The 13,316-nt window shown below is 74.2% G+C and carries 11 protein-coding genes and 1 pseudogene; 7 read left to right on the top strand and 5 right to left on the bottom strand.

All coding sequences use genetic code 11. The features are described 5' to 3' along the window. Positions 1 to 83 precede the first annotated feature (83 nt). Positions 84 to 386 (bottom strand): DUF1540 domain-containing protein, encoded by a 303-nt coding sequence (locus ACIF8T_RS22230; RefSeq protein ID WP_400037614.1) that lies wholly within the window; start codon positions 384 to 386, stop codon positions 84 to 86. A 211-nt stretch (positions 387 to 597) separates the two neighbouring features. Further along, complete coding sequence (locus ACIF8T_RS22225; RefSeq protein WP_400037612.1) at positions 598 to 1,131, bottom strand: hypothetical protein; 534 nt, start codon at positions 1,129 to 1,131, stop codon at positions 598 to 600. Positions 1,132 to 1,266: 135 nt separating this feature from the next. Between ACIF8T_RS22225 and ACIF8T_RS22220 the strand changes: the two genes are divergently transcribed. Then, positions 1,267 to 2,718, top strand: a complete 1,452-nt coding sequence (locus ACIF8T_RS22220; RefSeq protein WP_400037610.1) for a WGR domain-containing protein — start codon at positions 1,267 to 1,269, stop codon at positions 2,716 to 2,718. 324 nt (positions 2,719 to 3,042) lie between these two features. Then, positions 3,043 to 3,792, top strand: coding sequence for an SDR family NAD(P)-dependent oxidoreductase (locus ACIF8T_RS22215; RefSeq protein ID WP_400037608.1), 750 nt, complete (start codon positions 3,043 to 3,045; stop codon positions 3,790 to 3,792). A gap of 252 nt (positions 3,793 to 4,044) precedes the next feature. Here ACIF8T_RS22215 and ACIF8T_RS22210 read toward each other — a convergent pair whose 3' ends face one another. Together ACIF8T_RS22210 and ACIF8T_RS22205 are read right to left on the bottom strand one after the other, a co-directional pair. Then, positions 4,045 to 5,340, bottom strand: a complete 1,296-nt coding sequence (locus ACIF8T_RS22210; protein ID WP_400037987.1) for a PP2C family protein-serine/threonine phosphatase — start codon at positions 5,338 to 5,340, stop codon at positions 4,045 to 4,047. Between the two features lie 142 nt (positions 5,341 to 5,482). Continuing rightward, positions 5,483 to 6,619: an endo-1,4-beta-xylanase gene (locus ACIF8T_RS22205; RefSeq protein ID WP_400037606.1), complete on the bottom strand. Its 1,137-nt coding sequence runs from the start codon at positions 6,617 to 6,619 to the stop codon at positions 5,483 to 5,485. Between the two features lie 273 nt (positions 6,620 to 6,892). Here ACIF8T_RS22205 and ACIF8T_RS22200 point away from each other — a divergent pair, with 273 nt between their 5' ends. Together ACIF8T_RS22200 and ACIF8T_RS22195 are read left to right on the top strand one after the other, a co-directional pair. Continuing rightward, positions 6,893 to 7,399, top strand: a complete 507-nt coding sequence (locus tag ACIF8T_RS22200; protein WP_400037604.1) for a hypothetical protein — start codon at positions 6,893 to 6,895, stop codon at positions 7,397 to 7,399. Positions 7,400 to 7,562: 163 nt separating this feature from the next. After that, positions 7,563 to 7,796 (top strand): annotated as a pseudogene (locus ACIF8T_RS22195) (glyoxalase); the annotation flags it as partial. A gap of 90 nt (positions 7,797 to 7,886) precedes the next feature. On the opposite strand, the gene ACIF8T_RS22190 reads toward ACIF8T_RS22195, so the two are convergent. Continuing rightward, on the bottom strand, positions 7,887 to 9,554 hold the full coding sequence (locus ACIF8T_RS22190) for a multicopper oxidase family protein (protein ID WP_400037602.1): 1,668 nt from the start codon (positions 9,552 to 9,554) through the stop codon (positions 7,887 to 7,889). A 325-nt stretch (positions 9,555 to 9,879) separates the two neighbouring features. Between ACIF8T_RS22190 and ACIF8T_RS22185 the strand changes: the two genes are divergently transcribed. From ACIF8T_RS22185 to ACIF8T_RS22175, 3 genes are all read left to right on the top strand, one after another. Next, entirely contained in the window at positions 9,880 to 11,277 is a 1,398-nt protein-coding gene (locus ACIF8T_RS22185) for an FG-GAP and VCBS repeat-containing protein (RefSeq protein WP_400037600.1), read from the top strand. Positions 11,278 to 11,762: 485 nt separating this feature from the next. Next, positions 11,763 to 12,629: an NADP-dependent oxidoreductase gene (locus ACIF8T_RS22180; RefSeq protein WP_400037985.1), complete on the top strand. Its 867-nt coding sequence runs from the start codon at positions 11,763 to 11,765 to the stop codon at positions 12,627 to 12,629. Positions 12,630 to 12,709: 80 nt separating this feature from the next. Next, positions 12,710 to 13,210 carry a MarR family transcriptional regulator gene (locus ACIF8T_RS22175; RefSeq protein WP_400037598.1) on the top strand — a complete coding sequence of 167 codons (501 nt, stop codon included), beginning with the start codon at positions 12,710 to 12,712 and terminating at the stop codon, positions 13,208 to 13,210. The last annotated feature ends 106 nt before the right edge of the window (positions 13,211 to 13,316 follow it).

Raw genomic sequence — 13,316 nt, 5'->3', positions numbered from 1 at the left:
TCGCGTGACGGCCTCGCGCCGTCCTGCCCTCGATTCCCGCCGTGGGGCGCGCACGGTTGCAGCCGATCGGCGCGGGGGTGCGGTCAGGCCGGCGCGTAGGTGAGGCAGTCGATCTCGTCCTGCTGGTACCCGACGGTGATCGCCGGCGCGTGGCACTCCAGCCCCCTGTTGTGGCGGCAGTCGGCCATCTTGCAGGCACCGACCCGGCCGGTCAAGGACGGTTCGCCGCCCTTCGTGTCCGCGTCCATGTACGTGTCGCAGACGGCGCTGTGGACGTCTCCGACGGTGATGGCGGCGGCGTGGCAGGTGTGATCGGTGTTGTACGCGCAGTTCTCGGCCGAACAGTCGTTGATGAGGGGCAGTTCCATGACGGGTGCGTTCGACATGTCAGTGGTCCTTCGTGCGTCACGCGGGGCGGGCGGCGCGACGGGTGCGCGCCTGTCTCCGTAACACTGTCCAGGACTTCGGCCTGCGCTGCACTTCGAGCCGCGGACCGGACCCGTACCGGGTGAGGCCGGGTGCCCCGCGCGGCCCCGCCCGGCCCGGCGGCGGTGACATTGCCTTCGCCGGCCGCGACGGGACGCGCCGGCCCCCGGATCACATGTCGTCGACGTGGCGCAGCACCGCGTCGTCGGGGATCCAGGGGAATCTGATCCCGGGGAAGCGCGCCGGCCAGGGGCCGTACGGGTCGAAGGCGAGCACGGCGTCGACGAACGGCCGGGGCGGCAGGTAGCCGTGGTCGGCGACGTAGTGGCCGATGAGGTGCGGAGCCGCGAAAGCCGTGCCCGGGGCGCCCGGCACACGGATCTCACCGGTTCCGGCGCTCGCGCGCAGGTGCCCCGGCCGAGGGACGTACCAGGGGTGCGCGTCCGGCAGCGGCGTGGGGCAGAGAGCGCACGCGTGGATGCCCAGCAGGGCGTTGACCTGCTGGGCGTCGACGACGGCCAGGAGCTTTCCGGTGAAGGACCCGGGAGCCGGGCCGCTCGCCCAGCGGTGGCCGGCCGCCGGCCAGCCGACGGCGAGGCGCCGGTAGGCGGGGCGGAAGCCGACGAAGCGCATGCCGTCGGTGAGATCGGTGAACGTGTCGTCCTCGCCCCCGTAGGTGTAGGGGCCGAGGTCCTCGGAGAACATGCGGCCATCATCACCCCGCCGTCACGGGCCCGTTCGCCGGCCCCGGGCGATTGTCAGTGCCTCCTCCTACGGTGTGATCAGTGGAACCCGCCGAAACGGTGGCGGGTCCGAACCTGGCGTGGGGAGGGGTCTGTCATGTCTGCCGGGTCCGCGGTGTCGACGACGTATCTGGAGCTGTCCCAGGAGGACGGCAGCGCGCACAAGTTCTACGAGGTGACCGTCAACGGCTGCACGGTGAACGTCCGTTACGGACGGATCGGCGCTTCCGGCCAGACCCAGACCACGACGTTCGCCACCGCGCAGAAGGCGCAGGCCGCCGCCGCGAAGAAGGTGGGGGAGAAGGTCCGCAAGGGCTACGCCCCGGCGGTCGCCGGGCAGCGCGCGCCGCGCCCGGTCACCCGGCGCCAGGTGACCTCCGCGCCGTCCACCGCCCGCGCCACCGCCCCCGTGCTGTGGCGGTTCAACACCGGCTCGTCGGCGTTCGGCATCCACGTCGACGACGACCACTGCTGGGTCGGCAACCAGTCCGGCGACGTCTACACCCTGGACCACGACGGCACCGTCCTGAGCCGCTTCCAGCTGCCCGACGGCGTGAAGTGCCTGGTGGCCGACGACTTCTGGATCTACGCGGGCTGTGACGACGGCAAGGTCTACGACCTGTCCGCCAAGCTGCCGTTCGCCGCGTACGACATCACCGCGGACGTCGACATCTTCTGGCTGGACATCCACGAGGGCGTCCTGAACGTCTCCGACCGCGACGGCCGGCTCACCGTCATCGACCACGAGGACGAGCACCAGTGGGCCCGCCGCAGCCAGGGCTCCCACGCCTGGATGGTCCGCGCGGACGACCGGGCCGTCTACCACGGCCACCACCAGGGCGTGACGGCCTACGCGCCCGACGGCGGCGGCGAACTGTGGCACACCCCGACCCGCGGCGGCGTCCTGTTCGGCTGGCAGGAGACCGACGTCGTCTACGCGGCGACCGCCCACCGCGTCATCCAGCGGCTGTCCAAGACCACCGGCGCGATCGAGGCCACCTACACCTGCGACAGCGCGGTCTACTCGTGCGCCACCTCGCCCGGCGGACGGTTCGTCTTCGCCGGTGACGCGGCCTCGTCCGTCTACTGCTTCGACCAGGACGGCAGGCGCCTGTGGAAACTGGGCACGGGCAGCGGCTCGGCCCTGTCGATGCAGTACCGCGACGAGCGGTTGTACCTGGTGACCACGGACGGCTCCCTGGTGTGCGTCGACGCCGGAGAGGAGGCCGTCGCCGCGGCCCAGCAGGGCACGGTCCCGGTCGCCCGGGACATCAAGCTCGCCGCGGCCCTGCCGGCCCAGGCACCGGCCACCACCCTCGACGCGGTGGCGAGTGTGGCCCACGCCCCCGCCGGGACGGTCGTGGTCGAGTGCGTCCGCGAGGCCGGCCGGCTGCGCGTCCACGTCCTCTCCGAGGGCTACGACTCCACCTGGAACGTCCAGTTCCCCCGCGCGATACGCGAGCCCGGGGCTCGCTACGCCGTGGACGCCCTGCACCCGGCGGCCGGTGGCTTCTACCGGGTCCGGGGCGAGATCCGCCGCCTCCTCTGAGCCGCCCCGCGCGGTCACCAGCGGGTCAGGGCCGCCAGGAGGCCGCGGTGCGGGCCGTCGGGGGCGGCCGGCGGTACTGCCCTTCCCCGACGAGGACGGGCGGACGCGGCCCCCCAGGGCCCACCTGACCGCAGGGGGCTGCTCGCCGCTGCACGGGTTGCCGACGCCGGGCGCCCGACGGCCGGCGCCGGGAGGGCCTCCCGTCAGCCGGAGGCCCGGCAGGCGGCCCGCCGCGTCCCGTCTGCCGAGCCGTCGGCTCAACTCCCCGCAGCGCGACCGCTCTTCGGGGACAGGCCCGCACGCTCCGCCGTCTATCCTGGCCGCATGACACACACGGCCGGCACCGCCCTGGTCACCGGGGCCTCCCGTGGTCTCGGTGCCGTGATCGCCCGGCGTCTCGCGGCCGACGGGCATCGCGTCGCCGTCAACTACCGGAGCGGCGCCGAGCAGGCCCGTGGAGTGGTGGCGGACATCCGGGCGGCGGGAGGGACGGCCCAGGTGTTCGCCGCGGACGTGACCGAGGAAGCAGCCGTCACGGAACTCGTCGCGGACGTCACGAGCCGTCTCGGCCCCGTCACCACCCTCGTCCTCAACGCCACCGGACCGCAGCCGGAGCAGGACCCGGCGGCGGTGACCTGGCAAGCACACCTCGACCAGCTCGCCTTCTTCGTCAAGAGCCCCACCCTGCTGATGCAGGCGGTGCTGCCGGCCATGCGGGAGCGCGGTGGCGGCCGCATCATCCAGATCGGCTCGGACGCGCCGGAACGCGTCCTGCCCGAGATGTCCGCCTACATCGCGGCCAAGGCCGCCCAGCACAGCCTGACCGAGTGCTGGGCCCGTGCCCTCGGCCCGTACAGGATCACGGTCAACACGGTCGCCCCGGGCTGGATCCCGGTCGAACGGCACGCCGGAGCAAGCCCCGCGTCACTGGCCTCGTACACGGCCGACGTGCCCCTGCGCCGCATGGGCGACCCGGAGGACGTCGCCGCGGCCGTGGCCTTCCTGGCCTCACCGCAGGCGGCGTTCGTCACCGGCGAGCGCATCAGGGTCAACGGCGGACACACGCTGGGCTAGGGGCTGTCGTTCGGATCACGCCGCGGACGCGGGGCCCGGTGCGCGCATCCGCGGCGTTGTCGTCGGTTGCCGATGCTCCGCATCGCCGCCCTCCTCCGCCTTGCGGCTACACGCACCGGGCCCCGCTCACCGGCGCCGACGACCTACAGTCGATTCCCCGCGACCTGATCCGAACGACAGCCCCTAGCCCGGTGACGTCGGCCCGGCGGGGGAGGGCGGTCTCAGTGACGCCCAGGTGCGGGCCGGCGGCGTTCACGGGGTGCCCCTGTCCCCGGCGGCCGTCGCGGGCCGGCCGGACTCGGGCACACCGGCCAGGTCGGCCGCCTCCGCGCCGGGCTCGGGCTCGGGGCCGAGCCATTGGCAGAACAGCACGGTGGCGTCGTCCTGGAGCCGGCCGTCGTGGTGTTCGAGCACCGCGCGGACCACCCGGCGGAGGGTCTCGGGGACGGACAGCCCGTCGGCGTGGTGGCGGACGAGGAAGTCGGTGAAGCGTTCGACGCCGAACTGGGCGTCTCCCACGCCGCCGGCTTCCACGATGCCGTCGGTGTACAGCACGACGCGGTCGCCGGGCTGCAACTGCTCGCGGCACACCCGGCTCTCCAGGCCTAGACCGGTGCCCATCGGGTGGGCCGGAGGACAGTGCGGCTGCGTGGCCCACCGGCCGCCCCGGATGACCAGCGGCGGGTGGTGGCCGCGGTTGACCCACGACAGGACGCCCGTGCGGGTGCCCAGGGTGGCCAGCACGCCGGTGACGTAGCGCTGCTGGTCGTACTGTTCGATCAGTGCCGCCTCCACCGCCTCGCCGCAGGCCACGAGGCCGCCTCCTTGCCGGCGGGTGTTGCGGCAGGAGGCGACGGCGAGGTTGGCGGACAGGCCGGCGGCGGTGTCGTGCCCCATCGCGTCGAAGACCGACAGATGGACGAGGGGACCGTCGGTGGCGTAGTCGAACGCGTCCCCGCTGATCCGGTAGGCCGGTTCCATCGCCGCCGCGATCACCACCCGTCCGTCGGCGTACACCCGCGGCGGCATCAGCTTCCACTGCATCTCCGCCGCGACGTTCAGCGGTTCGACCCGTTCGGTGCGCGCCAGCAGGTCGCTGGTCTCCCGTCTGCTGTGGAGGATCAGCGCCAGCAGCGCGGCCAGCCGCTCCACGGCCTCGCGCGCCCGGTCGTCGTCGTGCACCGAGGTGACCCGCAGCACGCCCAGACGCTCGGTGCCGTCCAGCAGTGGAACCCACCAGTCGCGGCCGTCCGCCCCCGCGGGCCCGGCTGGCAGGATCTGCCCGTGCTGGAAGGCCCGTCCGGCCACACTGCCCTGCACCGGCAGCCGCGCCCGGTGCTCCTCGCCGTCCCCGTCCTGCCCGGTCAGCAACCGCAGCACCTGCCGCTGCAGATCCCCGAGGTAGATCAGCACCTGCGGGAAACCGGCCTTCGCGGCGTTCTCGCGCGCCTTGGCCGGCAACGACTCCAGCGGCATCAGATGGCTCTCCGCCAGCAGGCCCGCCAGCATCCGCCACCCGCCCGTCTCCCTGTCCGGTCCGAAGGACACCACGTCATCTCCCGCCCGGCCGACACGTCACCCCCTCCCGGAGTACCCGGACCCGGCGGGTGTCCCCGTACCGGCCGGTGGAGCCGGCCGGTACGGGGACACGGGGGCACTTCGGTCACGGTGCGGACGGGGCGCTGCGCGCTCAGTCCTCCCGGGCCGCCTTCAGCGTGGACCGCAGGGCGTAGAAGGCCGGCTTGCGGTCGAACTCCTCGGTCATGACCGTCGCGGAGCCCTCGCCCTGGAAGAACACCGGCACCCACGAGTACTTGTCGGTGAAGCCCCAGATGGTGAACGAGTTGCAGCCCTCGACGGCCAGGCAGGCCGACAGCGCGCGCCGGTAGTAGTCGGCCTGCTGCTTCTGCTGCGCGTCGGTGGGCACGCCGCTCTCCGGCAGGTCCATCCGTACGTCGAGCTCGGTGACGGCCGTCTCCAGCCCCAGCGCGTCGAACCGCCGCAGGTTCTGCTCCAGGTCGCCCGGGAAGCCGTAGCGCGTGCTCAGGTGCGCCTGGACGGAGAAGCCGTGCACGGGAACGCCCTGCGCGAGCAGGTCCTGGGTGAGGGCGTAGTAGGCGTTGCTCTTGGCGTTGACGCTCTCGACGCCGTAGTCGTTGAAGAACAGCTTGGCCTTCGGGTCGGCCTCGTGCACCCAGCGGAAGGCGTCGGCGACGATGCCCGGACCGAGTTCGCGGATCCAGATGTTGTCCTGGGTGCGCAGGGTGCCCCGGTCGTCGAAAATTTCGTTGGCGACGTCCCACTGCTGGATCCTGCCGGCATAGCGGCCGACGACAGTGGTGATGTGCTCGCGCAGGATGGCGCGCAGCTCCTCCTTGGAGAAGTCGCCCTGCTCCAGCCACGCCGGGTTCTGGCTGTGCCACAGCAGGGTGTGCCCGCGCACCACCTGGCCGTGCCGCTCGGCGAACGCGACGATGGCGTCGGCCGCCTTGAAGTCGTACCGGTCGCGCTCGGGGTGGAGGAACTCCCACTTCATCTGGTTCTCGGGCGAGACCGAGCTGAACTGGCGCCCGAGGATCTTCCGGTACTCCTTGTCCGAGGTGAACGGGTCCGGGTAGTCCTGCTCCAGGTGGTGCCCGCCGCCCGCCACGGCGGTGCCCACGTAGAAGCCCTCGGGAGCGGCCGAGCGCAGCCGGTCGAACCGGGCCTCGGAGTGCGGCGCGGCCTGCCGGCCGGCCGACGGGCCGGCCGTGGCCGTGCCCGCCACGAGCGGCACGGACAGTGCGACGGCGGCCACCGCCGCCGTGGCGAAACGAAGCGATCTCATACGGGGGATCTCATTCCGTCGGTCTTCGAATGTTTCGAAGTTGATTCCGAAACATTGGGGCTGACGGAAGCTAAAGGCTCGGCGAGCGCGGGGTCAATACCCCTGCACGCACGGGTGTCTCCTCCTCGCTCGCCGCACGGACGGTGAGGGCGCCCCGGTGCTGCCCGGACCCTGCCACCGGCCGGCGCGCGGGGGTCGGCCCGCTGTCGCCGACGGCGTGGATGCCCGGTGCGCAGACGGACCGTTCCGTCAGAGCCTTGGGATACTCGCGGGGTGAACGAGACCAGCGCCTTCATACTGGGTCGGCTGCGGGAAGCGGACCCCGCCGTACGTGACGACCTCCTGCGGATCCTGGACGGTGTCGTCCGGGACCTGCCCGCCCGCTGGCGGCGCCGCAAGGGCGTGCCGCGGCTCATGGTGTCGCTCGACGGCCCGCACGGCGTGCGCGTGGAGCCGGTCACGTTCGGGGAGCTGTCCCGGCACGGGTTCCTCGACGAGTTCAGCCGCTGGGCCGCCGGCGTTCCCGTGGCGAAGGCCCGGGAGACCGGCTGCGCGGCGCTGGTGTACGGGAACCGCATCCACGCGAGGTTCAACCAGATCGGTCCCTACGGCTCGGCCTGGCACCTGCCGGACACCCGGGTGCACATCCGCACCGCGCACCGGGACATGCGCATGAGCCCGGACTTCTCGCTCCCCTTCGAGGTGGAGGGCAGGTTCTTCCCACGGCTCGTCTTCCCCGACTGGGTGTCCGACACGCTCGCCCGGGCCCGGCAGGCCTGACCCCGGGCGCCCCGGCCCGCGACGGGGGCGACCGGCGTGGCGTCCAGCATCCCCGGCCGTGTCCCGGTCAGGAATCGAGGGGCCCGGGGAGGGGCACCGTGACTGGCGTCGTCGCCATGGCTTCCCTCGGATCCGTCCCCCTCGAGGTGGCCGACCCCGCCGCGTCGGCCGCGGCCTCGCGGTGGCGAAGGGCTTCGGCGGCAAGTACGTCGAGTTCGCCACCGGGCCGGGAGCCGTCAAACCGGCGCTGTACGAGCGCCGTGCCCCGGCGAAGGCCGCCGGGGTCTCTCCCGGCGGCACCGGATCGCACCGGCCGACGATCACCGGCGACGCCGGGCCGTTCACCGATCCGGACGGGTTCGCGTGGGCGACCGCGCCGGAGACCGCGTCGCTGTGAGCGCGGCGAGGCCGGGGGGCCTCGGGCGGCGGTCGCACGCGGCCCCGGGCGGCGCGACCGGCCGCCCGGGGACCGCCGACCGCCCTCAGGTCACTTCTGGTAGCCGAGGACGGTCATCATGCCGGACTCGGAGTGGTACAGGTTGTGGCAGTGCAGCATCCACAGGCCCGGGTTGTCGGCGTGGAAGTCGAACACCAGCTTGCGGTGCGGCAGGACGATGGCGGTGTCCTTGCGGGCACCCGCCCCGTCGATGCCCGTCAGGGCGAAGGTGTGGCCGTGCAGGTGCACGGGGTGCCACATGTCGGTGGCGTTGATGACGCTCACCCGGACCCGCTCGCCCTCACGGACCGGGTGGCGGTGCTCGACGGAGTAGGGCCGGTGGTCGAAGGCCCAGTCGAACTTCCTCATGCTCCCGGTCAGCTTCACGCGCATCTCGCGGTCCGGTTCCCTGTCCCGCAGGGCCACGCTCTCCGCCGGCACCAGGCGCCGGCCCGGCACGGTCCTCCCGTCCAGCTCCCTCGGATGCGCCGAGGGCGGGGGAAGGGCGCCTGCCTTCTTGGCGGTGCGCAGCACGGCCAGCGCCCTGGCCTTCTTGCCCTCGGCGAGCGCGACCAGCGGGAACACCCCGTCCTTGGCGGTCACGAGCACGTCGTAGCGCTCGGCCATGCCGATCAGCAGGGCGTCCGTCGTCCGGTGCACGACCGGGTAGCCGTCCGTGTGCGTCACCGTCATCTCGTGGCAGTCCAGCGCCAGCCGGAAGGCCGTGTCGGCCGCCGCGTTGATGATCCGCAGCCGGATCCGGTCCCCGGGGCGGGCCCGGAAGACCGACGGAGCCTGCGGTCGCCGCCCGTTGACCAGGTGATACGGGTGAGCGACGTGCCCGCCCACGCCGTGCAGCATGCGGCTGTGCGAGTCGTGCAGGATCCGGGCGGAGCCGCCGGGGGAAGCGGACGCCCCGGTGTGCGGGTGGGCGGACGCGCGACGGCCGGTGCCCTTGGCCTCGGCCTGCGGCCCCATGGCCATCGGTGCTTCCTCGTCGCCCCGCAGCAGGGTGAGCACGCTGTCGGGGGTGGAGCCGTCCACGCCGTCCACCCAGTCGTCCAGGACGACGATCCACTCCTTGTCGTAGGAGAGCGGCTCCCTGGGGTCCTCGACGATCAGCGGGGCGTACAGGCCGCGGTCGGGCTGCATGCCCGAGTGGGGGTGCAGGAAGTACGTCCCGGGGTGCGGCACGGCGAAGCGGTAGAGGAAGTCCGTGCCCGGCGGGATGGGGGCCTGGGTCAGACCGGGCACGCCGTCCATGTCGCAGCGCAGGCGCAGGCCGTGCGAGTGCAGCGTCGTGGCGGCGGGCAGGCGGTTGGCCAGCGTGAGCGCGAGGACGTCGCCCGCGGTCACGCGCACCGTGCTGCCCGGCAGCGTGTCGCCGTACGCCCACGACCTGACCTGTCTGCCGCCCAGGTCGAGCACCGTCTCGTCGGCGGTGAGGCGGACCCGGCGCAGGGGGCCTGAGCCGCGTTCCCGCTCCGCTGCGAGGACCTCCGGATCGGACGGGTTGACGTATCCCTTGGGTCCCTCGGGGACGAAGGCGCCGCCGTGGCCGTTGCCCCCGGAGCCCGACGCGGACCGGGGACGCGAGGCGGAGGCGGACGGCGGGGCGGACGGGGACTGCGAGCCGGTTCCGGAGCAGGCCCCCAGGGCTCCCGCGCCGACGGCTGCGATCGATGCACCGAGCAAGGTACGTCGCTTAGGTGTGTTCATGATCAGATAACACACGTTTTAGTCCGTTATGTCAGGGAAGCGGTGCGGCGCGTCTTCGGAAGGGGCACGGACCGGGGCCGCGCGGGACGCCGTCCGGGGGTGTGGCCGGAACGCGGCAGGGCTCCCGGCACCCGGCCGGTCCGGGTCCGCCGCACGCCCTGCTGCCCGTGGACGCCCACCGCGCGCCCGGCCGGGGCGGGACCGGGGAGCGCGCGGCCCGCGAGCCGGGGAAACCGCCGCGCCGGCACGGGCCGGGACCACAACCCCCCGGCGTTCCCGGGTGTCTTGAGCGGTGACGGTGTTGTCGGCGAGGAAGGCGTCCCCCGTGAATCCTGTGAGTTCGTACTGGGCCGTGCCGCTGGTGGCGGGCCTGCTGGCGCTGGCCCCGGGACCGTCCGCCGAGCCGGACCGCACGGACACCGCGGCCCGCGCCCCGGTCCGTGACGACTTCGACGGCGACGGCCACCAGGATCTGGCGGTCGGCGCGCCGCGGGCCACCGTCGACGGCCGTGCCGCGGCCGGGTACGTCGCCGTCCGCTACGGCGGACCGCGCGGCGCGTCCGGTGCCGCCGCGCTCCGGCGGGCCGTCATCGACCGGGCGACCAGCGGCATTCCCGGCGGCCCGGCCCGCGGCCAGGGCTTCGGCACGCAGGTGTCCAAGGGCGACCTGAACGGCGACGGCTACGCCGACCTCGTCGTCGGCACCGCGACCAGGACCTCCGACGCGGTGGTCGTGTGGGGCGGACCGCGCGGCCTGTCCGGCGGTACGTCGATCCCGGCCTCCCGCACCGAGACCGGCGACTTCGACGGGGACGGGCGGCTCGACCTCGTGCTGTTCCGCACGCAGGCGGCGCAGGGCGACGACCCCGTCGGCACCACGGCCACCGTGTGGACCGGCCCCGTCACCCGGGCCGGCCGGCCCGCCCGCACCAGCGCTCTGGACGGCGCGCACCTGCAGTACCGCGACGTCCGGGACGGCGCCGTCGGCGACGTGAACGGCGACGGCCGCGACGACCTCGCCCTCGGCCTCCACGTGGGCGACGGCTCCTACGGCACCCGGTTCTACCTCGCCACCGCCGGCGGCCTGACCCCCCGCGAGAACGCGATCCCGCAGGGCGACGGCGACCTCGCGCTCGGCGACACCGACGGCGACGGCTACGCCGACGTCCTGGTGGGCGACACCTACGAGTCGGTGGTCCGCGTCGCCCGGGGCTCGGCGGCCGGCGTGGCCCCGCGCGGCGGCTGGAAGACCTACAGCCAGGACACCCCCGGCGTCCCGGGCGTCCTGGAGCCGGACGACGGCTTCGGCGCCTCGGTCGCCGTCGGCGACGTCACCGGCGACGGCATCGGCGACGTGGCCGTCGGCGCGCCCGGCGAGGAACTCGGCCACGACGACGGCGCTGGCTCCGTCGTCGTCCTGCGCGGCACCCGCACCGGCCCGACCGGCACCGGTGCCCGGGCCTTCACCCAGGACACCGGCGGCGTCCCCGGCGCGGCGGAACCCGGCGACGCGTTCGGCGGCACGGTCCGGCTGCTGGACCTCGACGCCGACGGCCACGCCGACCTGGCGGCCGCCGCGGTCGGCGAGAACACCGGGGAGGGGGCGGTCTGGGAACTGCGGGGCAGGGCGCAGGGGATCGTGCCGGAGGCGGCGTCGGTGGCCGGCGGCCGCGCGTTCGGGGCGCCGTACCGGAAGGCGGGTTTCGGAGCGGCGGTGGAGTAGGGCCGGTGACGTGTCCGACCGGTTCGACGAGCGGGTGGCCACGCGGGGAGGGCACCCGGCACCACCGGCGCCGGACCCGTCGCCCCGGCAGGGGCGGGCGGCCGCTGCCGGCCGCCCGCCCGGAACACCTCGCCGTCACACCCGCAGTCCCGGCGGACGCTGCCCGGCTCGTCCGGCGTGTTCCCGGCGACGCCGCCCGCGCCGTAGAGCAGGAGCAGTGCGGTGACGGCCTGTGGGCTGAAGCCCGCGGCGCGGGTGAGGTACGGGGACGCGTAGGTGTAGAGGGCGAACACACCCGCGGTGCCGAACACGATCACCAGGGCGACCCGCAGCAGGGCCCCGGAGAACAGGGGGCCGGAGCGGGTCCGTCCCGGAGTCTTGCCCGCCGTCGGCCGAGGCTCGGGCAGGGTGCAGCACAGGAGCAGCGCCGTTGCCGTCAGGCTCAGCGCGGCCAGGGACCAGAAGAGTACGGCGGCCCCGAGCACCTGGCGGTCCGTGAGCTGCCGGATCCGGCCGCCCCCGAGCCGGGCGGCGTCCTCGTCCGCACCGCCGCGGCCGCCGTCAACCCGGTGGACCTGCAGACCCGCGCCGGTCTGCACCAGGGACACAGTCCGCTCCGGCCGCCGATGGTCCTGGGCTGGGACGTGTCGGGCACGATCACCGCGGTGGGCGAGGAGGTCACGGACTTCCGCGTCGGCGACCGGGTCGTGGCGATGTCCGCGCAGATGGCCACCGGCCGCGGCACCTACGCCGAGACCGTCGCCCTGCCCGCGGACATCGTGGCCCCCGCCCCCCTGTCCGTCCCCCTGACCGACGCCGCGGGCCTGCCGCTGGCCGGCCTCACCGCCGCACAGGCGCTCGACGCCCTCGCCCTGCCGGCGGGATCCACCCTCCTGGTCACCGGAGCCGTCGGCTCGGTCGGCGGTCTCGCGGTGCAGCTCGCCCGCTTGCGCGACCTGACCGTAGTGGCCCACGTCCGGGCCGCCGGGGACGCCGACGCGGCCCGCGCGCTGGGCGCGCACCGGGTGGTCGTGGGGGAGGAGCCGACGGACGCGCGGGCCGACGGCCTGCTGGACACCGCAGGCGTGCCCGGTGCCGTCGCCGCCGTGCGCGACGGCGGCCGCCTGGTCTCGATCGTGCCCACCCGCGTACCGGCGGCCGAGCGCGGCATCCGGGTGTCCGTCTCCCACGTCGAGCAGGACGGCGCCGGCCTGGCGGCCCTCGGCGCGCTCGTGGACCGCGGCGAGCTGGGACTGCGCTCCGCGAAGGAACTGGGCTTCGAGGAGGCGGGCGAGGCGCACCGTATCCTCGGGGCGGGCGGCGTGCGGGGCAAGCTGCTCCTGACGCCCTGAGCCCTGACGCCCTGATCTCTGTGCACCCGCCCCCGGCGAGGGGCGGGTGCACCGGACGCGAGGACCGAGGAAGCGACGCTGTGACCGAACCGCGGGCCGGCGCCGGCCGGGAAGCCGCACACGAGGACGTCTCCCGGCTGTGGGAGCGCCTCGTGCCGATGTTCTCGTTGCTCCAGGGGCAGCTGGACCGGGTCCTGACGAACCGTCACGGTGTGGGACTGGCCCCGCTGATGGCCCTCGGCGCACTGGTCCGGGCGCGCTCCGGCTCCGCGACGGTCGGGGACGTCGCCCGGCGGCTGAGCGTCAGCGCGTCGGCGGCGAGCCGGATGCTGGCCCAGCTGGAACGCTCGGGCTGGGTGGCCCGGGTGGAGTGGCCCTGCGACCGGCGCATCAGCCGGGTGGCGGCCACCGAGCAGGGCCGCGGCGTCTGGGCGCGGGCCAGCCGGACGCTGGACGACGAACTCCACACCCGCTTCAGCACCTTGCGGTTCGACGAGAAGTACGCGCACGTCGTGGCACGCCTGTGCCGCGCGGAGGGGGACCCTCCCGGGCCGCGGCCTCCACAACCGCCGACGGCCTAGTGTCCTGCGCTGGTAGTCCGTCGTTAGATCTTGTATGAGTTCTCCTGCCGGTGTGCCGGTGCCGCGTCGTGGTCCGAAGCTGGAACCGCTTCTGCTGGACGATGAC

Origin of the sequence: Streptomyces sp. NPDC085946, from assembly GCF_044540485.1 — a bacterium.
Lineage (GTDB): Bacteria > Actinomycetota > Actinomycetes > Streptomycetales > Streptomycetaceae > Streptomyces.
Note: the sequence above shows the minus strand (reverse complement) of the source record. Positions and strands in the feature narration are given on the sequence as shown.